We start from the raw sequence: 25,821 nt of genomic DNA on the forward strand, positions 1-25,821 counted from the left end.
TCACCACTGCTCCATCACCCTTTCGATGACCGGGCCGACCTCCGACAGTGCGTGAGGATGACTCAACTCGAGATGACGCGCATCGACGACCTTGTTGTAAACCTCACCGGTGACATAGACGCGCCACTGCTTCGCGAGTTCATCATGATCCGAGTGGTCCTTGCCCGCGGTGAAGAAGATCAGATCTCCGTCGAAAACGCCCGGCTGATAATCATCGGCGATGTGACTCGCGGTCTCGAAGCTCGCCATGACCCGATTCACCTGTTCGGCGGTGAACAGCCCGGTGCCGGTCACCTGATCGCGGATGACGGCCCATGCTTGTTCGTAGGTGTCGGCGTGCGCTTCGTCTCCGAGGCCGAACAACTCTCGCCAGCCGCCGAGCAGGTCTGCCATCAGCTGCCCCGGCGCTGGTTCTTCCACCACTGCGGGCGGAGCGATCGGCTCCTCCGGTGTGGCTACGGCGCTGTCCAGCACGGCCAGCATTCCGACGGGCTCACCGTCGCACCGAAGTCGCGCCGCCATGGCATGCGCGATTTGCCCACCCAACGACCAACCGAGCAGGTGATAGGGCCCGTGCGGCTGAACACGGCGAATCTCGGCCACATAGCGGTCGGCCAGTTCTTCCACCGACTCGGCCGGTGGTTCGCTCGCCACTACGTGGGGGTCCTGCAATCCGTACACCGGTCGATCACTGTCGAGATATTCGAGCAGGCCACCGTAGAACCACGCCAGCCCGCCGGCGGGATGCACCGCGAACAGCGCGGGTTTCGTTCCGTGCGCGCGCAGTGGAAGCAACACGTCCAGGCCGGAGCCACCGCCCGTCGCCTCGTCGGCCCTGCGCGCCAGTACCTTCGGCGTCGCATCGTCGAACATCCACGGCAACGCGATGGTCACACCTCGCGTTCGCAGCTCGGTGACCACCATCGTGGCCAAAAGCGAATTGCCGCCCAGATCGAAGAACCCATCCGATACGCCGACCCGCTGTACTCCCAGCACTTTCGAATAGACGTCACTGATCAGCTTCTCCGTTCGAGTGCGCGGCTCCACGAATTCGTCGAGTGACACGTCGAAATCGGGGGCGGGCAACGCCTTTCGATCGAGCTTGCCGTTGACCGTCAACGGCAGATCCGGCAGAACCATGACCGCCGACGGCACCATGTAGCCGGTCAGGACCTGCGCAGCGACCTCCCGGACTTCGCCCGGTTCGATCGCCTGCCCGTCGACACCCACGACGTAACCGATCAGCTGATCCACGCCGCGCTGGTGGCGATGGACTGCCACGGCGGCCCGTGTCACGCACGGATGCCGCAGCAGCGCCGCCTCCACCTCACCCGGTTCGATCCGATAACCCCGCAGCTGTACTTGCGCGTCGGCACGGCCGGCATACGTCAGCTCCAGACCGCTCGCAGACTTCTGCCACCGGCCGACATCTCCGGATCGATACAACCGGGCGCCACGCGGATCGAACGGGTTCGCCACGAAGCGGCCCGCGGTCAGCGCCGGAGCCCCCAGGTAGCCGCGCGCGAGTTGCTCACCGGCTACATAGATCTCCCCTGCGACACCGATCGGTACCGGCCGCAAACGGGAGTCGAGTACGTACACCTTCAAGCCCGGCAGTGGCGATCCGATCCCGGCCCCACCCGCCCGATCGACTTCGGTCGACGTCACATGCACAGTCGTCTCGGTGATTCCGTACATGTTGACCAATCGCGGCGATTCCGGGGCATGAGCCAGGAACCAGCCGGCCAACCGTGAGCTATCCAATTCCTCACCGCCGAAGACGACGTACCGCAAGGCGAGATTACCCGCTCCGCAATCGGATTCGCGGTAGGAGTGCTCTGCATCGGCGAACCCGTAGAACGCCGACGGAGTCTGGCTCAGGACCGTCACGCGCTCTCGTGCCACGAGGTCGACCATCGCCTGCGGGGACCGGGACGTGTCGTAGTCGACAACGACCACCCTGCCACCGGACAGCAGCGCACCCCACATCTCCCACACCGCGAAATCGAAGGCGTACGAATGGAACAGCGTCCACACATCCTCGGGACCGATGTCGAATCGCTCGGCCGCATGGGTGAACAAGGTGACCGCGTCACGATGGCTGACCGCCACTCCCTTGGGACGGCCCGTGGACCCCGAGGTGTAGATCACGTAGGCAAGATTGTCCGGCCGCGGCTTCGGCGCCGCCGCGTCGCGACAGGCCGCGGTCGCTCCCACACAATCCTCGGCGATTATCAGCGGTACCGGGTATTCCGGAATCGCCGCCGCCATATCCGCCGAGGTCAACACCGCCGCCGGAGCGGCGTCGTCCAGTATGAACCGCAATCGTTCGGGCGGGTAGGCCACATCCAACGGCAGGTAGCCGGCACCCGCCCGCACTACCGCGAGCAGGCCGACGACCAGTTCGACAGAGCGCGGCAGCGCCACTGCCACCAGCGATTCCGGTCCCACCCCCTGCTCGGCCAACCGTGCGGCCACGTCACCGGCGCGCCGATCGAGCTCCGCATAGGTCAGCTGCGTCACGCCGTCGGTCACGGCGACCGCGTTCGGCTGCGCCGCGACCCGCTCGACGAACAGCTCCGCCAGCGTCGCGTCCGCGACCGGGACGCCCGGCTGCCCTGCCGCGCTGAGCAATTCGCGCCGCTGCACCGGACCGACGAGGTCGATATCGCCGACCGGCACCGCCGGATTCGTGGTCGCCTCCTCCAGCGTCCGCACGAAGGCCTGCGCGAACCGAGTCATCGTCTCCTCGACGAAAAGATCGGTGGCGAAGGTCAATCGACCCACCATGCCGGCCGGACGCCCCGCCTCGTCCACCTGCTCGACGAGCTTCACGGCCAGGTCCGCCTGTGCCTGATCGAAGCCACCCTCCACCGGCTCGATGGTGAGCCCCGGCAGTTCCAGTGCGGCCCTGCTCAGGTTCTGCACATCGAGAGTGACCTGATAGAGCGGCAGATGCGCGGTCGACCTGGGCGGATTCAGCATATCCACGACGTGTTCGAAGGGCACCTCGGCGTGCGCGAAGGCAGCAAGGTCCGCATCACGCGTCGCGGCCAGCAATTCGGCGAACGGTTGATTCGGCGACACGCGCGATCGCAACACGAGGGTGTTGACGAACATCCCGATCAGATCGTCGAGTTCGCGCTCCCCGCGGCCGGCCACCGGAGTGCCGATCGCGATATCGTCGACGCCCGCGAGCCGGGACAGCAGGACGGTCAACGCGGCGTGCAGAAACATGAAGGCCGTCGCGTTCGACGCCCGTGCGACGGCGTCGATGCGGGTGTGCAATGCGACGGGCAGCTCGAAATCGATGGCGCGGCCTCGCATCGACGCCACCGGCGGCCGGGGCAGATCGGTCGGCAACTCGAGCAGCTCGGGCAGCCCGTCGAGGGTGTTCTTCCAGAACCGCAGCTGCCGGGACGCGACCGAGTCCGGGTCCTCCTCGTCGCCGAGCGATTCACGTTGCCACAACGCGTAGTCCGCGTACTGGACCGCAAGGGCCGGCCATGTCGGCTCCGCCCCTTGCCGAGTTGCCTCGTACGCCACAGCGACATCCCGCGCCAGCGGCATCATCGATTGCCCATCGGCGCAGATGTGGTGCACGCAGACGACCAGTACATGATCACGGTCATCGACAGCGAACAGTTCGATCCGCACCGGAGGCGCTTGGCGCACATCGAAACCGCTCGAAACGGCTGCGACTACGCGTTCCATGAGATGCCGTTCCTCGATCCGGACGGGTGTCATTGCGGGTACGACCTCGTCGCTGTCGACGGCGACCTGGTGGGGCATGTCGTCGGCCACCGGGAACTTGGTTCGCAGCGCCTCGTGCCGGTCGACGACCAATCCGCACGCGCGTCGCAGTGCGTCGAGATCGAGTTCTCCTCGCAATCGGACCACCAGTGGGATGTTGTACGCGCCGACCGAGGTGTCGAACTGGTTGAGGAACCACATCCGTTGCTGCGCCGGTGACAGCGGCACGAGTGCCGGTCGAGGTCGTGGCATCAGCGGCTTCCGAACGTACCGGTCGTAAGTCGCCGTCCGAGCCGCGAGATCGGCAACCGTCGCCGTTTCGAACAGATCCCGGACACCGATGCGCACCCCGAGCGCCGCGCTCAACCGCGCGGTCACTCGCGTCGCCGACAGCGAATCTCCACCGAGGTCGAAGAAGTTGTCCACTGCCCCTACTCGGTCGACGTTCAATACCTCCCCGAACACCTCCGCGACGCGACGCTCGGCGTCGGTGCGCGGGGCGACCCACTCCCTGAGCCCCGTGAATGCCGGCGTGGGAAGCGCCCGGCGGTCGAGTTTGCCGGTGGTGGTGAGGGGCAATTCGGCGAGCGTCACGAACACGTCGGGCACCATGTGCGCGGGCAGCCGCAACCGCGCGGCGGCCCGCACCTCGTCCGGGTCCACGTCCTCAGCGGAGACGAGATAACCGACGAGCCGGTCGATGCCGCGTTCGTCCTTTCGCAGCGCGACACCCGCCCGCTCGATCCCGGGATAGCCGACCAGGACCGACTCGATCTCACCGAGTTCGATGCGTTGCCCGCGAATCTTGACCTGGAAATCACGGCGGCCGAGATATTCGAGCGTGTGCTGCGGTGTCCAGCGGGCCAGGTCGCCGGTGCGGTACATGCGGGAACCTGCCGCACCGAAGGGATCGGCCACGAACGCGGCAGCGGTCGACGCCGACCGGTTCACGTAACCCCGAGCCAGCTGCACGCCGGCCAGATACAACTCCCCCACCACGCCGACCGGCACCGGCCGCAACCACTCGTCCAGCACGACGGCCTCGACACCGCGCATCGGAGCGCCGATCGTCACCACGTCACCGGGATACAAGTCGCTCATTGCTGCCAGAATCGTGGTTTCGGTAGGTCCGTATCCGTTCAGCAACCGCCGTCCGGGCGCCCACACCGCGACGGTCTCGGCCGTGACCGCCTCGCCACCGGCGGCCAGCACCCGCAACGAGTCCAGTCCGGTGGGCGACATCGTCGCCAGCACACTCGGGGTCAGGAAGGCATGCGAAACTCGATGTGCCGCCATGAGTTCCCGCAGAGCCTCGCCTGCGAACAGCTCCGGCGGCGGCACGACCAGCGTCGCGGCGTTGCTGTGGGCCAGCAGCACCTCGAGCACCATCACGTCGAAGCCGGGGGCGGCGCCGAGCAGCACCCGTGCCCCGCGGTCCACACCGAAGCGATCACGTTGTACCGCTGCGAAATTCGCCAGTCCCTCGTGGGTGACCGCGACCCCCTTCGGGGTCCCCGTCGAGCCCGAGGTGTAGATCACGTAAGCCGTGTCCCAGATGTGGGGGGTGCGCGTGCGTTCTGCCGTGGTCACGGCGGCCGCCGGTTGCGAGGCGATCGATTCGGCGGTGTCCAGGTCGTCGATAACCAGCATGCGCACCGCATCGGGAAGCAGTTTCCGCGATGCCGAATCCGTGATCGCCACTCGCACAGCGGAGTCCGCGATCATGTGCGCAACCCGCTCGGCCGGATTCCGAGTATCGACCGGCACGAAGGCCGCACCCGCTTTGGTCACCGCCCACAACGCGACGACGAACTCCACCGACCGCGCCATGACCAGCGCGATCTGATCCCCAGGGCCCACACCCCAACCGATCAATTGCCGTGCCATCCGGTTCGACCAGGCGTCCAGCTCGCGATAGGACACGGTGCGGTCACCCGAAATCATCGCTGGGGCAACGGGTCCGGCGGCCGAGCCCGCTGCGAGCAGCTCCGCCATCAGGCGCGGCGCTGCGGCGCTGCCACCCGAAGCGGGGACCAGCTCGCGACGCTCGCGCGGGGACAACAGGTCGATCGCGCCGAGCGGCGTACGGGGATGGGCGGTGACCGCACGCAGCACTGTCTCGACCCGGGCGGCAAGACCAGCCGCCGTGACGTCATCGATGCGGGAACGCTGGTAACGGACTCGGACATGCAATTCGTCGGTGTGATGCGCTTGCACCGTGATCGGGTAGTGCGTGGCGTCGCTGCCTTCCGCCGAGACCACCCGCATCCCGTCGATGTCGGCGTCACCCATGCCGCTGCTGTCGACCGGATAGGACTCGAAGACGACCAGGGTGTCGAACAGTTGAGTGCCGCCCGCGGCCGCCATGATCTGCGACAGCTCGACATAGTGGTGTTCGAGCAGACCGGTGTTCTCGGCCTGCAAACGATTCAGCGCGTCCTCGACGGTCAGGGTCCGGTCCACGTCGGCGACAACCGGAATCGTGTTGATGAACAGGCCGATCATCGACTCGACGCTCGGCAGGTCGGCGGGCCGGCCGGAGACGGTGCTGCCGAATACGACGCGTTCGACGCCGAGCAGATTGCCCAGTACCAGCGCCCAGGCGAACTGCACGATCGTCGCCATCGTCACCGCTCGGGCCCGGGCGAATTCCACCAACTCGGCCGTGACGGCGTGATCGAGCACGATCGCCAGGTCGATCGGAATGTCGGTGGTCGCCGCTGCGTGCGGATCGGCGACCAGTGTGGGCTCACCGATGTCGGACAGCGCATCTCGCCACGCAGCGATACTGGTGGACCACTCGCGCCGGTCCAGCCAGTCGAGGTAGTCGCGATACGACGCGACGTCGGGCAACAGTTCCGCCCGGGTGTTCACCGCGTACAGGCCGATCAGCTCACGCCACAACAGCGGCAGGGACCAACCGTCCACCAGGAGGTGATGCGCCGTCAACACCAGCCGGAAGTCCTGCGGCCCGACGACGATGAACAAGAATCGCAGCAGCGGTGGGTCGGCGGGATCGAATGTGGCCGTTCGCTCGGCTGCGAGCAGGTCATCCAATTGCTCTGCGCCGGTGGACAACTCGATCCTGCGCCAGCTGACGGTGGTGTGGGCGGGCACGATCTGTGCGGGCACGCCGTCGGCCGTTCGGGTGAAAGCGGCTCGCAGGTTGGGGTACCGCTCGAGCAGGACGTTCGCAGAACGCTCGAGCCGCTTCTCGTCGACGATGCCGGCCAGGGCGACCACCGATTGAGCTGTGTAGACGTCGAGCCGGCCGGAGGCGAGTTCGGCGTGGAACAGCAACCCCGCCTGCAGCGGCGCCAGCGACCATACGTCGGTCAGCGCACCGTAGCGGTCGGTGAACGCGTCCAGGTCGGGCTGGGTGACGTCGACGAGCGGGACGTCGGCCCGGGAGAGACCCCAGTCGGGGTTCGCGCAGGCCGCCTCGGCGATCGTGGTCACGGCGTCGACCCATTCGCCGACGAGTTCGGCCACGTCGTCGTGTTCGAGCAAACGCGAGGCGTAGCCGATGTGCGCCGACAGCTCGGGTCCGGCCGCGGTGTCCACGATAGTCACGTCGATCGTCAGGACGGCCGCGGCGGGCATATTCGGATCGAATGCGGCCCGCCGGTCGAACTGTTCATCGGTCGGCACCCATGCCAGGTCCGACAAGGACGTGAGATCGACGCCGGCGCGGCCGAGATTGTTGTAACTGATCTGTGGCTCCGGCGAGCCGGCGAGCCGGTCGGCGGTGCCGGCGTTCGAATAGCGCAGCAGACCGTAACCGATTCCCTTGTCCGGTATCGCGCGCAACTGATCCTTCACCGACTTGACCACCGCGCGCGGATCCGTGAGCGCGATTCCACTCAGGTCGAGCGCAACCGGATACGCGTTGGTGAACCACCCCACGGTGCGTGAGAGGTCGGCGCCCGCAGCGATCTGCTCTTCACGTCCGTGGCCCTCCAACAGGACTTTCACGCCCTCATGGGTGACACCGCGCCGCCTGCGCCAGCGTGTCACCGCCACGGCGAGAGCAGCGAGCAGCGCATCGTCGATGCCGCCGCGAACGGCGCCGGGGACCGCATCGAGCAACACCGAGGTGCGCTCTGCCGGAATGGACACCGCCAGATGCCGCACGGTCGACTGAGTATCGACTGCGGGATCCAATGCCGCACGGCCGAGCAGCGGATCGGCGGCCGCACTCATCCGATGCCACAGGTCGAGTTCACCGGCGCGATCCTCAGCGGCAGCAGCCAGCGCGTGCGCCCATCGGCGCATGGACGTGCCCTGCGCCGGCAGCTCCACCGGTTGCCCCTGCGTGACCTGTTGCCAGGCGGCCACGAAGTCGGGAATAAGGATGCGCCACGACACCCCGTCGACCGCCAGGTGGTGAATCACGATGAGAGCCCGGGCCTCGGCATCGACACCCGGTTCGGGGACCAGGCACACAACCTGCAGCATCCGGCCCGCGGCTGGATCCAGACGGTCGGACGCGGCAGCCAGCGCCGCCTCCACCACGGCCGTGAAACCGTCACTGCCCGGGGCCTCCTCGGCACGGAATGTGCGGGTCAGAACCGACGCCGCCGCGTCAGCGGCGGACTCCGGCAGCACGTCCAGCCGTCGTTCGCGCAGCCGCGAGCGCAGCATGTCGTGCCGTTGAAGCACGGCCTGCACGGTCGCGGTCACGTCGTCGTCTCGCACGTCACCGGGCAACCGCACCACCATCGATTGCGCGAACCGATCGGCTGCTCCGAGTCGGTCGACGAACCACGATACGATCGGCGTGGAGGGGATCTCGCCCACTCCGCCCTCGGGCAGCTCCGCGAGCGATGTCCGTTCGGAAGCCGCCGCAACCTGCGCCAGTCCGCGAACGGTCTTGCGCTCGAAGATATCCCGGGCGGTCACGACGACACCTGCGGACTTGAGCCGCGATGCCAGCTGGATCGACATGATGGAGTCACCGCCGAGCGCGAAGAACGATGTCCCCGCGCCGACGGACGCGACGCCGAGAACCTCGGCGAAGGCGGCCGCGATAGTACGTTCCAGGTCGGTCGCCACCACCGGCACATCGTCTTCCCTGATCTCGAAGACGGGTTCGGGCAGAGCTTTCCGGTCCACCTTGCCGGTCGAGGCGAGCGGCATGCGGTCGAGCACCGTGACGACCGCCGGCACCATGTGGGCAGGCAATGCGGCAGCGACATGGTCGAGCACCGCATTCGGTTCGAGGTCCACCGCAGGGTCGGTCACGATATAGGCGGCCAGAATCGGTTGCCCGCCGGGACCGGTTCGGTGCACGGTCACGGCGGAGACCACCTCGGGATGAGTGAGCAGTGCGGCGTCGATTTCGCCGAGTTCGATGCGCTGGCCGCGAATCTTGACCTGGAAGTCGATGCGGCCGACGTACTCCAGCGCACCGCGCGCGGTCCAGCGGACCATGTCGCCGGTGCGATACATCCGCGAACCCGGTTCCCCGTAGGGATTCGCCACGAACGCGCCCGCGGTCGCCACGCAACGATTCAGGTAGCCGCGCGCCAACTGAGCGCCCGAAAGGTAGAGCTCCCCTTCCACTCCGACCGGCACCGGCCGCAACCGCGCGTCCAGGACCACGGCCTGCGCACCCCGGATGGGCCCGCCGATGGTGATCACGTCCCCGGGCTGCACCGGGTCGCTCATCGTGATGACGATGGTTGTTTCCGTCGGACCGTAGATGTTGTGCAAGCGCCGACCCGGCGCCCAGGCGGCGACCACATCCGTCGCCACCATCTCCCCGCCGACCGCCAGCATCCGCACGCAATCGAGGCCGGCGGGCGACATCGTCGCCAGCACACTCGGGGTCAGGAACGCATGCGATACCCGATGCTTCCTGATCAGCTCGGTCAGCTCCGAACCACCGAACACCTCCGGTGGCGATACGACCAACGCCGCACCGGCGGCGTGCGCCATCAACGCCTCCAGCAGGACCGCGTCGAAGGCAGGCGCGGCCACTTGCAGCACCCGCGAGGTGCTGTCCACCCGGTACCGATCACGCTGCTCGGCCGCGAACCCCGCCAGTCCTTCGTGTGTGACGACAACGCCCTTCGGCTTTCCCGTCGACCCGGAGGTGTAGACCACATAGGCCGCGTCTCGAATCTGCAAGGCCCGCGGGCGATCCGCGTCCATGACGGCGCGCTGCGGACACGCGGCGATATCGGCGGCCGAACGCGGATCATCGAGGATCAGCCAATGGACACCGTCCGGCAACGACGTACGTGCTGCCTCGATCGTGATCCCGATCTCGACACCGGAATCGTTGACCATATGCCCGATTCGCTCGGCGGGATACCGCAGATCCACCGGCACGAACGCGGCGCCGGTCTTCGCGATCGCCCACATGGCGATGTGATAGTCGACCGACCGTGGCACGGCGAGGGCGACGAATACACCCGGCCCGACGTCCCGGGCCAGCAGATGAGCGGCGAGCCGGTTCGACCGGCGGTCGAGCTCCCCATAGGTGAGGGTCTCGCCGTCGCCGATCAGCGCGATCGCGAAGGGGTTCGCGACCGCGGCGGACGCGAGCAGCACGGGAAGCAGGCACGGCGTGGTCGTGCCGGCGCCACGTGCGGGAAGCAGGCGTTGCGCCTCCTCGGCACTCAGCAATCCGATGTCGCCCACCGGCCGGGTCGGATCGGCCGTGACCGCTTCGAGAACGCGAACGAACCGCTCTGCGAACGATTCCACGGTCGAATCCACGAAAAGATCTGTGGCGTAGACGATCTCGACGTCGATACCGGCGGGACGCTCATCCTCGACACGTTCGGTCGCCAGCACGGTGAGGTCGGTTTTGGCCTGTGCCACGCCGGGATCGAGGAGTTCGACATCGACACCGGACAACTCGAACCGGGCCGGACGCATGTTCTGCAGCCCGAACATCACCTGGAACAACGGTGTATACGCGGTCGACCGGGGGCATTCCAGGACGTCGACCAGTCGTTCATAGGGCACGTCCGCGTGCGCGAGCGCCTCCACATCGGTGTGGCGCACCTCCGACAGAAATTCGCGGAACGACCGGTCCTCACATACTCGCGTGCGCAACACGACGGTGTTGACGAACATGCCGACCAGATCGTCGAGCGCCTGGTCGCCGCGCCCGGCAACCGGAGTGCCGACACAAATGTCTTCGCTGTGCGCGGTGCGAGCCAGCAGGATCGCCAGCGCCGCATGGAGCACCACGAACACGGTGACGCCTTCGCGGTGCGCCAGCCCCACCACAGCGTCGTGCAGCCGCGGCGGCACCGCGACATCGATGCTGCCGCCGGCCGTCGACACAGTGGCCGGCCGGGGCCGATCGGTCGGCAGGTCGAGCATTTCCGGGGCGTCTTCGAGAACATCGCTCCAGTAGGCGATCTGCCGCGCCGACAACGACGCCGGATCGTCCTCGGCGCCCAGCACGTCGCGCTGCCACAGCGCGTAGTCGGCGTACTGCACTTTCAGCGGTTCCCATTGCGGCACAAGCCCGTTCACACGTGCGTCGTAGGCGGCGAAGATGTCGCCGGCCAGCGGCGCCATCGAGGATCCGTCAGCGGCGATGTGATGAGCCACGAGCACGATCACGTGCTCTTCGGCGCCGATGCGGTACAGCCGGGCCCGTACGGGCGCCGAGTGCGCGATGTCGAAACCCGTCCCGGAGACCTGGCGGATGCGGTCGGTCAGCTCGAGCTCGCCGGCGACCGTTTCGGGAACGAGCGCCAGTTGCGCCGCCATGGCGGACACGTCGTGCACCACCTGGCACGGCTCGCCGTCGACGGCGGGATATGTCGTCCGCAGCGGCTCGTGCCGGGCCACCACGTCGAGCAGCGCCGCCTGCAGCGCATCGACGTCCAGGGCGCCGGTCAACCGCGCCGCGAAGCAGATGTTGTACGCCGACGACACGGTGTCGAACTGATTGAGGAACCACATCCGTCGCTGGGCCGCCGCCAGCGGCACGATCGCCGGCCGTGCCCGTGGTGCGAGGGGAATCGTCGTGGAATCGGTGCGGCGGGCGAGGTGCTCGGCGAGTCGCGCGATCGTCGGCTCGTCGAAGATGTCACGGATGCCGGCCTCGACACCGAGAGCTGCCTGGGCCCGCGCCGCTATCTGCGCGGCCGAGAGCGAGTTGACACCGATCTCGAACAAGTTCGCCGTCACGCTCACGCGATCGGCTCCGGTGACTTGCGCGACGATATTCGCCAGTACCGTTTCGCGGCCGGTTCGAGGTGGCACGAATTCCTCGCCATCGTCGAACGTCGGCTGTGGCAACGCGGCTCGATCGAGCTTGCCGTTCGCGGTGAGCGGCATCGAGTCGAGCACTTCTACCGCGGCCGGAACCAGGTACGGCGGCAGCGAGCGAGTGAGCTGGTCGCGAATCGCTCGACCGTTGGTTGTCGCGCCCGGTGCCGGCGTCACGTATCCGACGATCCGATCCGAGGTGGCGACAACGACCGCGCGAGCCACCTGCGGCAGTGCGGACAGCGCGGCTTCGATGTCACCGGGTTCGACCCGCTGTCCGCGGACCTTCACCTGGAAGTCGCTGCGGCCCAGGAATTCCAGCTCGCCGGCCTTCGTCCACCGGGCCAGATCGCCGGTGCGGTACAGCCGCTCCCCCGGGTCACCGAACGGGTTCGCGACGAAAGCCGCGCATGTGAGGGCGGAGCGAGCGTGATAGCCCCGCGCCAGCTGAACACCCGAGACGTACAGATCGCCGACGACCCCGATAGGCACCTGCCGCAGCCGCGCATCGAGCACATGAACCCGCATACCGGCGACGGGTGTACCGATCGGAACCGTCGCGCGCGGCGTCACGCCGGGCAGGCACCGCTGGGAGGTGACGACCTCTGCCTCTGCGGGGCCGTACCAGTTCACCAGATCCGCGTTCACGAACACCTGCGCCGCAGCGTCGACCGTGCGCTGTGCCAACGCCTCTCCCGCGACGAACACCCGCCGCACGGACGACATCTGCCGCGAGCCCGCGGATTCGAGAAGCACGTCGAGCATCGACGGGACGAAGTGCACCGTGCCGACCTGATGGCGCGCGATGACATCGGCGATGTACGCCGGATCGCGGTGTCCGTCCGGCGCGGCGATCACGACCCGCGCGCCGGTCTGCAACGGCCAGAACAATTCCCAGACCGCGATATCGAACGTGATCGGGGTCTTGTGCAGCACCACGTCGGCCGTGCTGTGCGGCCACTGCTGCTGTGCCCACGCCAGCTGACTCACAGTCGCCGCGTGAGTGAGGGCGACTCCCTTCGGGACACCGGTGGAGCCGGAGGTGAACAAGACGTAGGCACAGTGTCCCGCCTCGAGCGGCGCGCGCCGCTGGGCATCGGTGATCGGGCCGTCGGGTACACCCGTCAGGTCCAGTCGATCGATCCGCACAGAGTCGAATTCATCCGGCAGTTCGGCGCCGTCGGACGTGGTCGTGAGTACCACCAGCGGCTGTGCCGCGTCCAGCACACGCGCGATACGCACACTCGGATGATCCGGATCGATCGGAAGGAACGCGGCGCCCGACTTCACCACGGCGTACAAGGCCGTTACGAGCTCGGCCGAGCGGCGCACGGCCACTGCCACAACGGTTTCGGGCTCCGCGCCCCGGTCGATGAGCCATCCGGCCAGGCGATTGACGCGGGCGTCGAAATCCCGGTAGGTCAACACGTCACCGTCCGGAAGGACGATCGCCGGAGCATCGGGCGTGCGCGCCACCTGTTCGTCGAAGGCATCGACAAGGGTCCGGCCCGTCACGACGGCGCCGCCGGTGTCGTTCCACCGTTCCAGTAGCTTCCGGTCGGCGGTACCGAGCAGATCGATCCCATCGACGGTCGTGCCGGCTTCGGATGCCGCGACATCGAGGACGTGCACGAACTGCTCGGCGAAGCGTCGCACGGAGTCTTCGTCGAACAGATCCGTGGCGTATGTCATGCGCAATCGCATGCCGGCCGGCTCGTTGTGGGTGCCGTGCTCCTCGGTCATCATGAGCAGCAAGTCGTAGATCGCGGCGCTGTCGCCGGGGTCGACGCTCTCGACAGCGAGCCCCGGAAGCTCGACCCGTGCCCGCGCCATGTTCTGGTAGGCGAGCATCACCTGGAACAACGGGGTGTGTGCCGTCGATCGTGGCGGATTCAGCGCATCGACGAGCTGCTCGAACGGAACATCGGCATGGTCGTATGCCTCGATGTCGGTGCGCCGCACGTCGTGGAGCAGGCTTATGAACGTCTGGTCGGGCGTGATGCGGGTACGCATGACCAACGTATTGACGAACATCCCGACCAGATCGTCCAGTGACCGGTCGCCGCGCCCGGCGTGGGGCACACCGATGGTGACGTCGTCGCTGCCGGACAGTTTCGACAGCACGATGGCCAGCGCGGTGTGCACCACCATGAACGTCGTGGCCCCGGCGCTGCGCGCCAGCGACTCCACCCGACCGTGCAACTCCGCGGAGATCGCGACGTGGGTCACCGCTCCGCGTTGTGTCTGCACGGACGGCCGCGGCCGATCGGTCGGCAGCTCGAGCAGATCGGGGATGCCCGCCAGTCGAGTTCGCCAGTAGACGATGTCGCGGGCGACGTACGAGTCCGGATCGTCCACCGAGCCGAGCACTTCGCGCTGCCACAGCGCGTAATCGGCGAATTGGAGGGGCAATGGCGCCCAGTCCGGCGCGGTGCCGGTGGACCGCGCCCGGTAGGCGGTGACGATATCGGCGGCAAGGGGCGCCACCGAATAACCGTCGCAACTGATGTGATGGACAGCCATCGCGATCGTCCACGTGGTGTCCGACAGCTGAAACAGCGCGACACGCAACGGTACCCGCTGCGAGACATCGAATCCGACGCTCGTGAATTCGGCCAGCCGCTGCGCCAACTCGCGCTCGCCGATCGGCTGGGGTGTGAGATCGCACGTGGCGAGCACGTCGGCCGCGTCCAGCACAACCTGCGCCGCCGTACCGTCGATTGCCGGGTATACCGTGCGCAAGCTCTCGTGCCGCTCGATGACATCGCCGACGGCCGCTGCCAGCGCATCGACATCGAGAGCGCCTTCGAGACGAATCGCCAGCGGCACAACGTATCCCGCTGACTCGGGATCGAATTGGTTGAGTAACCACATCCGATTCTGCGCCTGCGAAAGCGGAAGGCGATCCGGGCGGGGGCGCCGGGTCGGGGCAGGAAGGCCCGGTACCGCACGCAAATGCCCGATACGCTCGGCGAGGTCGGCCACAGTCGATGCCGCGAAGATCACGTGCACCGGTATGGATACGTCGAGAACACGGCCGATGCGGCTCAACGCGCGCGTCGCGAGCAGCGAATTGCCACCCAGGTCGAAGAAGCTGTCGTCGGCGCCGACCGCCGGCAGCTCGAGAAGCTCGCCGAAGACGCCGGCGATGGCCTGTTGGACAAGACCTTTCGGCTCCCGGTACTCGGACGGGTGGGTGCCCGCTTCCGGCACGGGCAATGCCCTGAAGTCGACCTTGCCGTTCGCCGTGAGCGGGATCGAGTCGACCCGGACCACCGGTGTCGGCACCATGTAGGCGGGCAATCGCTGCAGCAGGAAGCTTCGCACCTGCCTGATGTCGAGCGCGGGTTCGGCTACCACGTAGGCGACCAATCGCTGCTCGCCGCCGTCGGTGCGTACCTGCGCGACGGCACCGTGCACCTGCTCGTGGGCGAGCAACGCCGCTTCGACGTCACCGAGTTCGATCCGCAGCCCGCGAATCTTGACCTGAGAGTCCGCGCGACCGACATACCGGATATCTCCGCCGTCGCCCCAGCGGACCAGGTCGCCGGTGCGATACAGGCGGCCGCCGGCGGCCCCGGCGAAAGGATCGGCAACGAATGTCACCGCCGTCAGACCCGGCCGCCGGTGATAACCTCGCGCCAATTGAATTCCGCCCAGGTACAACTCGCCCGTTACCCCAGGGGGAACCGGACGCAGCCGCGAATCCAGCACGTGGACGACCACGTTGGCTTCGGGAGCTCCGATCGGCACCGCGACGGCATCGAAATCTTCGATCCGGTGGGCGGTCACGCTCACCGCGGCCTCGGTCGGCCCGTACAGGTTGTCGATGCGCGCGTCGCTGAGATCGCGGAACCGGCGGACGGTGTCGGTCGGGAGCGCCTCGCCGATGCACAGCACGCGGCGCAGGGCGGCGAACGCGCCGGCAGGGGCCACGTCGACGAAGGCCGAGAGCAACGACGGGACGAAGTCCACGGTCGTCACTCGATGCTCCGCCATCAGCCGGGCCACGGCAGCGGGGTCGGCGTGCGCGTCAGGATCCGCGACAACCAGCGACGCGCCGCATGTCAACGCCGAGAAGAGCTCCCAGATCGACAGATCGAACGTGAACGGTGTCCGCAGCAGCATGACGTCGTCGCCACCGAGCCGGTAGTGATCGCGCATCCACCGGAGTTGGTTCACGACCGCGGCATGCGAAATGGCGACGCCCTTCGGCACGCCCGTCGACCCGGAGGTGTAGATGACATAGGCCAGATCGTCCGCACGCAACGGCCGGGTCCGGTCGGTATCGGTTACCGGCGACCCGTCCATGCGGGCGGTCTCGAACTCTTCGAGCGTCCACACCGCAACGTCGTCGGGCAGAGTCACCGTGTCGGCGCGACGAGTGAGGACCGCGCTCGGCCGTGCGGCGGTGAGCACGGCCCGCAGGCGGTCGATCGGATGATCCGGATCCAGGGGCAGGTAGGCCGCGCCGGCCGCGTGGATGGCATACAGGGTGGTCAGCAGATCGACGGAGCGCCGCATCGCCACTGCCACAACGGTTTCCGGGCCGACCCCGCGTGCGATCAGCACGCGGGCGAGCGAATTCACTCGCGCGGCGAACTCGCCGTAGGTGAGCCGATCCCCGGTCTCGGCGGCCAGCACTGCCGTGTGCTCCGGCGTCGCCGCCGCCTGCGCCGCGAACATCTGCGCGATCGTCGAGCTCGTACGGCGGGTGATCTCCCCCGTCGAACGTGCGGTGAGTACGCGTGCCTCGTGTGCCGACAGCAGATCGATGTCGCCGACGGCCCGGGCAGGATCGGCGACGACCGCTCGCAGGAGCGACAGGTAGCGCTCGAACATCGTGGTGATCGTCGTCTCGTCGAACAGGTCCGTGGCGTACCCGAATTCGACTGCCATCTCGCCCGGTTCACCAGCGGGCCCGAGAGTGTCGACGAGATTCAGATGCAGGTCGTATTTGGCCACGCCCGGGTCGGGCATATGAGCCGAAACCGTCAGGCCATCGAACGTCACCGTCGGGATGTCGATGTTCTGGAACGAGAATCCGACCTGGGTCAACGGCGCGTGTGCCGTGGTGCGCTGCGGGTTCAGCACCTCCACGAGGCGTTCGAACGGGATATCGGCATTCTCGAAGGCGGCCAGATCGGTGGCCCGGACCTGTTCCAGAATCCGGGTGAAGGACGCATCGGGCTCGATGCGCGTCCGCAACACCAGTGTGTTGACGAACATACCGATCAGACCGTCGAGTCCCGGCTCGCCACGACCTGCGATGGGCGTACCCACTGCGATGTCATCGGTTCCCGACAGTCGTGCCAGCAGTGCCGCGAAGGCGGCGTGCGTCACCATGAACACCGTGGTGTCGTAGCGGCGGGCCAGCCCGGCCAGGTCACGATGCAGGTCGGCCGGCACCGTCGTCGACACCGTCGCCCCGCGGAACGATTGCTGTACCGGTCGCGGACGATCGGTGGGCAGATCGAGCACCTCGGGCAGATCGGCGAGAGTTGCCTGCCAGTATGCGATCTGGGCCACGGTGGCACTGTGTGGGTTGTCTTCGGTACCCAGCAGCTGCCGTTGCCACAGGGCGTAATCCGCGTACTGCACGGGCAACGGCGCCCATTGCGGAGCCTGCTGCCGAGTGCGGGCTCGGTAGGCGGTTGTCAAGTCGGCGGCGAGGGGGGCGAGCGATGAACCGTCGATACTGATGTGATGAACCACGAGAACCAAGGTGTGCTCGTCGGTTGCGGTGCGCAGCAGCGTGATTCGGCAGGGCACGGCGGAGGTGACGTCGAACCCGGCCGCAACTTCGGCGGCGATCCGTGCCTCCGCTTCCTTCGCCGCGACGGGCAGCGGCGCCAGCGTCGGCACAACGGCATCCACAGGGACGATCACCTGGTGCGGGCCGCTTTCGCTGTCCGGGTAGACGGTCCGAAGGGACTCGTGCCGGTCGAACACATCCGCGATCGCGGCGTGCATGGCGCGCACGTCCAGGGTTCCCGACATGCGCACGACCAGCGGAACGTTGTATATCGCAGAGCCGGTGTCGAATTGGTTGAGGAACCACATGCGGGTCTGGGCGGGTGACAGCGGGATTCGGTCCGGACGCTGCTGTGGCTCGAGCGGCACTCGTCCGCTCGCGTCCGCGGCATGGATGCGCTCCGCCAACGCCATGACGGTGGCCGCTTCGAACAGTGCGCGCAGTGGGACGTCGACGCCGAACGCGCTGCTCAAGCGGGCGGCGGCACGGGTAGCCGACAGCGAATTACCGCCGAGGTCGAAGAAGCTGTCCAAGACACCGACTTGCTCGATGCCCAGAACTTCCGCGAAGACATCCGCGACGCTCTGCTCGGCCGCGTTGCGAGGTGCGACGAACTCGGTGACCGTCGCGGCGAAGACGGGTTCCGGCAGTGCCGCACGATCGACTTTGCCCACCGACGACAGCGGCAGCCTGTCGAGCACCATCACCGTCTCGGGCACCATGTGCGAGGGCAAGCGCTGTGCGACATGGTTCACCAGTTCCGCTGTGTCGATATCGGTTCCGGCGGGGACCACGTATCCGGCCAGTCGGGTGCCGCCGTCGGTCGCCACTCCTACGGCGACTGCTGCCGCTACGTGAGGATGTCCGGACAGAACGGATTCGATTTCACCGAGTTCGATCCGCTGGCCGCGGATCTTGACCTGGAGATCGGTGCGGCCGACATATTCCAGCGTGTGCTCCGGTGTCCAGCGGGCGAGATCGCCGACGCGGTACATGCGGGTGCCCGGCGCACCGAACGGATTCGCGACGAACGACGCGGCCGTCCGGGCCGGCCGATCGAGATATCCGCGAGCCAGCTGGACGCCGGCGACGTACAACTCTCCGGTCACCCCGACCGGCACCGGCCGCAATGACGCGTCCAGCACCACAGCCTCTACTCCACGGATCGGACCGCCGATCGTCACGAGGTCGCCGGCACACAACGGATCACTGATCGCGACCATGATCGTGGTCTCGGTCGGTCCGTACCCGTTGAACAGCCGTCGTCCCGGCGCCCACATCGCCACGGTTTCCGCGGACACGGCCTCTCCTCCGGCCACCAGCACCTGCAGCGAATCCAGTCCGGCGGGCGACATCGTCGCCAGCACGCTCGGTGTCAGGAACGCGTGGGAAACCTGGTGTGCCCGAATCAGTTCCGCCAGCTCACGACCGGCGAACACATCCGGGGGCGAGATCACCAGCAGTGCGCCGTTGGTATGCGCCATCAACAGCTCCAGCATCACCGCGTCGAAACCGGGCGCGGCCACCTGCAGCACGCGCGACCTCGAATCGACCCGGTAGCGCTCACGCTGTTCGGCCGCGAAATTCGCCAGGCCCGCGTGGGTGACCGCCACGCCCTTCGGTGCGCCGGTCGAACCCGAGGTGTAGATCACGTACGCCGTATCCGCGGCTCGGCAGGGGCGCATCCGGTCTGCGTCCGTGACGGCGGCGGCCGATCGTGTCGCGATCGACGCCTGAGTGTCGGGATCGTCGAGAACCAGCGCTCGAAGCGCGGTCGGGAGCAGGTTGCGCGAATGGTCGACGGTGATCGCGAGCCGCACGCCGGAGTCCGCGATCATGTGTGCGACACGTTCTGCCGGGTTGCGAGGATCGACCGGAACGAACGCGGCACCCGCTTTGGTCGTCGCCCACAGTCCGACCACGAATTCCACCGACCGAGCCATCATCAACGCGACGTGATCGCCCGGGCCTACGCCCTCCTGGATCAACACTCGCGCAAGACGATTCGACCACTCGTCCAATCGGCCGTAGGACACCGAGTGCGCACCGGACACGATCGCAGGCGCATCCGGATCTCCGCCCAGCAAGTCCGCCAGTACCGACGGTTCGACGCCGGTGCCACCCGACGCGGGCACCAGCTGCGTCCGCTCGAGCCCCGACAACAACTCCACAGCACCGACCCGCGCCACCGGGTTCGATACGAAGGCATCGAGAATACGGTTCAGCCGCGCGGCGAGCTCCTCGATCGTGCCCCGGTCGAACAGGTCCGTCGCGTAATTGATTCGCAGACCGACGTCGCCGCCCGCAGCCGAGTTTTCGGCCACCGTGACGATGAGGTCGACTTTTGCCGGTTCGGGACCCGGATCCAGGATCTCGACCGTGAGTTCAGGAAGCTCCAGTTTCGGCCGGTCCATGTTCTCGAAGGCCAGATAGACCTGACACAACGGGGCATACGCCGACGAATGCGCCGGATCGAGTTCCTCCACGATGCGTTCGAACGGCAGATCGCGGTAGGCGAAGGCGTCGACGTCGACATCTTTGACCCGGGCCAGGAACGCGGTCAGTGACTCGTCGTCGCGCACCTCGGTGCGCAGCGGCACCGTATTGACGAACATTCCGATGAGCGGTTCGAGCGCGCGTTCACCTCGGCCGGCGACCGGTGTCCCGATGGTGATGTCCGAGGTGCCCGACAGTCGGGCGAGCAGCACGGCCAGTGCGGCGTGAACGACCATGAAGGTCGTGACATTAGCGGTGCGCGCCAACCGCTCGATCTCGACGAAGGTCCGAGCCGGAATCACCGTGTGCGCGACGTCGCCGCGCAGGGATCGCCGGCTGGGGCGCGGGCGATCGGCGGGGAGTTCCAGCACCGGCGGCATGCCCGCCAGCCGCTGTGTCCAGTAACCCAATTGCTGCGCCGCCAGCGAGTTCGGATCGTTCTCGTCGCCGAGCAGTTCCCGGTGCCAGACGCTGTAGTCGGCGTACTGCACCGTCAACGGCTGCCAGTCCGGAGTCTTCTCCTCCGACCTCGCGCTGTACGCGGCTGCCACATCGGCGGCGAGCGGTCGCAGAGATGAGCCGTCGCAGCAAATATGGTGCAGCACAAGGACGAGGACGTGGCACCGCCGGTCGCCGGTCGCAAGCAGCGCGCCCCTGATCGGCGGACCGAGGCGCACATCGGTCCCGGCCGAGGCCAGCTCGCGAATCCGGTTCGCGATCTCGTCGGGATCGGTGGGCTTCGGCGTCAGATCGAGTTCCGCGACGACTTCCTCGGCCGGCAGAACGACCTGTGTCCCGGTACCGTCCACGGCCGGGTAGAACGTGCGCAGTGACTCGTGCCGGTCGATCACGTCGGTCAGGGAGGCACGCAGTGCCGCGGTGTCGAGACGTCCGGTCAGCTGCATCACCAACGGAATGTTGTATGCGGCAGAAGCCGGATCGGCTTGGTTGACCAGCCACATTCTGTTCTGCGCGGGTGCCAGGGGAACCGGACCGGACCGCCGCGCCGGGCTCAGCACCGGCCGTCGAGCGTGCCGGCCGGCCTCGATATGCGCGGCGAGTTCGGCGACCGTCGGTTTACCGAAAAGGTCGCGGACCGACACATCGCGCCGGGTTACCTCAGCGATGCGCACGGCCGCGCTGGTCGCGGTGAGCGAATTGCCGCCGAGTTCGAAGAAGCTGTCCGACACGCCGACCCGCTCCAGGTCGAGAACCTCGGCGAAGACGTCTGCGATCGACTCCTCGACAGCGGTGCGTGGCGCGACGTACGCTGCGGCCGAATCGAATACCGGATCCGGAAGCGCACGGTGGTCCACCTTGCCGTTGACCGTGAGCGGCAAAGCCGCCAATACGACGATGCCGGCGGGGACCATGTATTCCGGCAGCCGCGCACCGACATGTGCGCGAAGGGATTCGGCCTCGCAGATGGCGTCGTCGGCGGGCACGACATAGGCGACCAGCCGAGCCGCCTCCGTGCCCGGGCGGTGTACGACGACGACGGCCGCCGACACCGCGCTGTGACTCAGCAGTGAGTTACGGATTTCGTCCAGCTCGATCCGGAAACCACGCAGTTGCACCTGCTGGTCGGCTCGGCCACGGTATTCCAACTCGCCGTTATGGTTTCGTCGTGCTACGTCACCGCTGCGGTACAGGCGCTCGCCCGGCTTCCCGAACGGATTCGCGACGAAGCGTCCGGCCGTCAGCGCCGGGCGGTTGAGGTAGCCGCGCGCGAGTTGAGCTCCTGCGACGTAGATCTCGCCCCACGCGCCGAGCGGGACCGGGCGAAGGCGCTCGTCCAGGACGAATGTTCGCAGCCCCGGCAACGCCGGCCCGATTGCGCTCGGCGCGCCCGGCGCGGCGATGTCGCGTGTCAGGCCGAGGTAGGTGACGAAGACGGTGGTTTCGGTGATCCCGTAACTGTTGGCCACGACAGGCGAGTTCGGATTGTGCTCGTACCAGTCCGCCAACCCCGCCGGATCCAGCGCCTCGCCGGAGAGGATGACCAATCGAAGTGAAAGCGCACCGTCCGGCTCCCCCGCCGTGGCGTAGCGCTGCCGGGCGGCTGCGAACTGGAGGAACGCCGAAGGCGTCTGGTTGAAAACGGTCACCTTCTCCCGGACCGCGAGCCGCACGACATCGTCGGGCGAACGTGTGGTGAGGCTGTCGACGATGACGACTCGGCCTCCGGTGACCAGAGCCCCGAATATTTCCCACACCGAGTAGTCGAACGCGAACGAGTGGAAGAACGTCCAGACGTCCTCGGCGCACACTCCGATCTCGGCGCACGTATTCACCAGGTAGGTGGTGACGGCGCGATGGGATATCGAGACGCCCTTCGGCCGCCCGGTCGATCCGGACGTGTAGATGACGTAGGCGACGTGGTCGGAACGCAGTGCGCCGGTGCGCTCGGCGTCGGTGATCGGAGCCGAGCGGTCGCCGGGTTCTACACAGGTATCGTCGTCGAAGAGGACCACGCGTCCGGGGTCACCCGGAACATGCTCGCGCATAGCCTGGTTCGTCACGATGGCGATCGGGTCGGCGTCGTCCAACACGTATTCGAGCCGCTCGGCCGGGTGAGCTACGTCCAACGGCAGATATCCGGCGCCCGACTTCAGTACGGCCAGGACGACGACGATCAGATCGACATTCCGCGGCATGGCGATGGCCACGAGAGTCTCCGGCCCTGCGCCGAGGGCGATGAGCCTGCGCGCGAACCGGGTGGACGACTCGTTCAGTTCGCGATAGGTGAGGGCTGTCGCGCCGGAACTGACAGCGACCGCGGACGGACTCGCGGCAGCCTGCCGGGCCAGGAGGTCCACCAGAGTCTCGCCGGGTGATTCTCCGTGGCGGCCGGCGAGTTCCCCTACGATTCGCAGCTTTTCGTCAGGGTCGACGAGCGGGACGTCGACAATGGCGGTGCCCGTCGGCGACTCGATCATCCGGTGCAGGAATGCGATGAATCGGTGTGCGTGCAGTTCGAGTTCATCCTGGTCGTACAGGTTCGCGTTGCCGTGCAGTTCGATCAGCAGCGGCGCCTCGGCGCCGGGCCGATACAAATTCAGCTGCAGATCGTCGAGCACCCCGGACGTCAAGGCACGGTAACGGCCCTCCGCCGACCCGAGACGAATCTCCGAGTCGAAGAAGAGAACATTGACGATCGGCCCGAACGAACTCGCCGCCGCGTCCAGCGCATTCGAGTCCCGGCGCAGGTCCTCGAATCGGTAGAGCTGATGCCGCATCGCCGAGACGAGTTCGGACACCGACGCGCCGACCAGCTCCTCGACGGTAGTTGCCGCGTTCACACTGAATCGGATCGGCACCATATTCGCCAACATCGCGGCGGCGTTGCGCAGTTTCATCGTCACGCGTCCGCTCACCGGCATCGACAGCACCACATCGTCGGTCCGTGTCATCCGGGCGAGGAACGCCGCGAATGCCGCGATCACCACTTGGGCGGCGGAGGCTTTTAGATCGTCGGCGAAACGGTCGAGCCGGTCGGACAACTGCGAGGGAAGCTGCCGGCCGACTACGCGGTCGTCCTTGCTCCAGCGTGCGGTGCGGCCCGACAGACTTGCAGGCGTCGGAAGATCCGCGACCTTGTCGAGCCAATACGACTTGTCCGTCTCGAACCGAGAGCTGGCGCGGTAGGTCTGCTCCGTCTCGACGATGTCGCGCAACTTGGCTGCCACCAACTTCTTCGGCGGCCTGTTCTCGCGTATTGCGTTGTAATGTTCGGCTACTCGGGTGATGAGGTTGAACGCACCGTAACCGTCGATCACCAGATGATGAGCGCGCGCATACCACAGGTGCCGCTCCTCGGAGATCCGGATGAGCCGTGTGACCGCGAGCCGATCACGGCTCAGGTCGGCGACCTTGGTGTTGTAGTCGCGGCGCATCCACTCCATCGCCGCTTCGAACGGATCGTCCTCGGCACTGAAATCCAGCACGGGCTCGTCGTAGACGATGCTGCGGTCGACGAATTGGTATGGGCGACCGTCGGATTCGACCACCCGCACCACCGGGGACTCGATCTCGAGCGCGGCCCGGTTGACCGCCAGGGCGAACACGTCCGCGTCAATCGGGCCTTCGAGATCGACGTACTGCGCGATGTTGACGGCCGGTCCGCCCGGCATGCTGTCCGCGAACCACATACCGTGCTGCGCCCTCGAGAGCGGAATCAGATCCAGTTCGTCGTCGGCGGTTCCGTTTGACTTCAGATTCATCGTGTAATCCCTCGCTCAGACTCGCGGGCATTGCGGCACAACGGAACCACGCCGTACCACCTATCCGAAATGTGTATTCATGCCTATTTCGAGATCGAACCCGAACTACGGCTGCATTCGAATTCGCCGATCGACTGCGGTGCACGGCTCAGCTCGATGCACCCGCCGCCGAAACGGGCGAATTCTCTGCAGACAGCAGTAGTACGCATGCTGGATCGAGACGCTCGGCCGCGGAATCCGACTCACACGGCCCTTCTGCCCCTTCGGGATCCCCACCCACCAGCGGCATCGACAGCTATTCGAAGCCACAGGGATCTTGGATCGGAACATTTTTCGCTGTCTCGGTGAGTGCCGTTCGCGCGGTATGGCCGACATGAGCGGTTCGCCCGATCAGCGATCGAGCGTGTACGCGCACACCTCGGCGCTGCCGAAAATGAGATTACCGAGCCGAAAAGAGGGGACAGATATGTATGTGCGGCATATTCGAGCTCACCGCACATACCACATCGCGGAACGGTGGTCTGCTCGGACTCGGATCGGCGTTATCGCCGAAGGATTTTCATCGGTCTCCGACAGTCCGCGGCGGCGCGGTGAGAGCATGCACCGCACCGAGGGTTCCGCCGGCCGCCGCACCGATGACCGTCAACGGGACAGCCATGAGGGCGGCACCGTATGCGGCGCCGATCGGCCCCGCGGCAAGGCCGATCGGCGCGAACGGCACACCGACGGCCAGCCCGATTCCGCCACCCACGACGGCTCCTATCATCGCGAACGGGCTCGCAATCGCAGCGCCCGCCGCCGCACCGATCGCGGCGGCGCCCAGAGCCTCGCCTGCGATGCGGTCGGACCTGCTGCGCTCCATCCCAACGGAATCGAGAAAGGTCGCCATATCGGCTTCCGCGACCGCGGCACCGTCGTTGAGCTGGATGGCCTGCTCCCGGTAGAGCCACTGCGGCGAGTCGACCTGCACGTCGCCGAAGCGCAACTTTCCGGCCGGCGGTGCGATCGGCGGGACAGGCGCGACCGGGACCGGTGGATGGAGCACGCCCACCGGCGCCAAATAGTCCTCCTTCGGCATCGGCCGTGCCCACTGCAGCGAGCTCAACGTATCGTGCGGAATTTCCAGCCCCTCGTACGGATGAACGTTCGGGGACTCGGCCGCGGGCCACTGCGCCGGTTGCGCGACCTCCGACGGGCCGGATCCGGTCGCCGGAACAGTGTGAACGGCTTCGGCTTTCGCGAGTCCGGTTCCCACCAGCGTGAGAGTCATCGACAGGGCGACCCCTGCCCCGATCGCCGAAGTCACCACTTTTCGCTGCACGTCGTGAGCCCTGTGCTTGCCCATGCCCATAG

At 67.0% G+C, this 25,821-nt stretch carries 2 protein-coding genes; both read right to left on the reverse strand.

Annotated features, from left to right (window positions below):
* Positions 1-24,468, reverse strand: coding sequence for a non-ribosomal peptide synthetase (locus tag NMI01S_RS13310; RefSeq protein ID WP_062997109.1), 24,468 nt, complete (start codon positions 24,466-24,468; stop codon positions 1-3).
* A gap of 559 nt (positions 24,469-25,027) precedes the next feature.
* Positions 25,028-25,813, reverse strand: a complete 786-nt coding sequence (locus NMI01S_RS13315) for a hypothetical protein (RefSeq protein ID WP_245716843.1) — start codon at positions 25,811-25,813, stop codon at positions 25,028-25,030.
* Positions 25,814-25,821 lie beyond the last annotated feature (8 nt).

It is taken from the genome of Nocardia mikamii NBRC 108933, from assembly GCF_001613505.1.
Taxonomy (GTDB): Bacteria; Actinomycetota; Actinomycetes; order Mycobacteriales; family Mycobacteriaceae; genus Nocardia; species Nocardia mikamii.

Bases quoted from the DNA above. Each gene is read 5' to 3' on its own strand.
- NMI01S_RS13310 (WP_062997109.1), bottom strand. From the start codon at position 24,468: ATGAATCTGAAGTCAAACGGAACCGCCGACGACGAACTGGATCTGATT.
- NMI01S_RS13315 (WP_245716843.1), bottom strand. From the start codon at position 25,813: ATGGGCAAGCACAGGGCTCACGACGTGCAGCGAAAAGTGGTGACTTCG.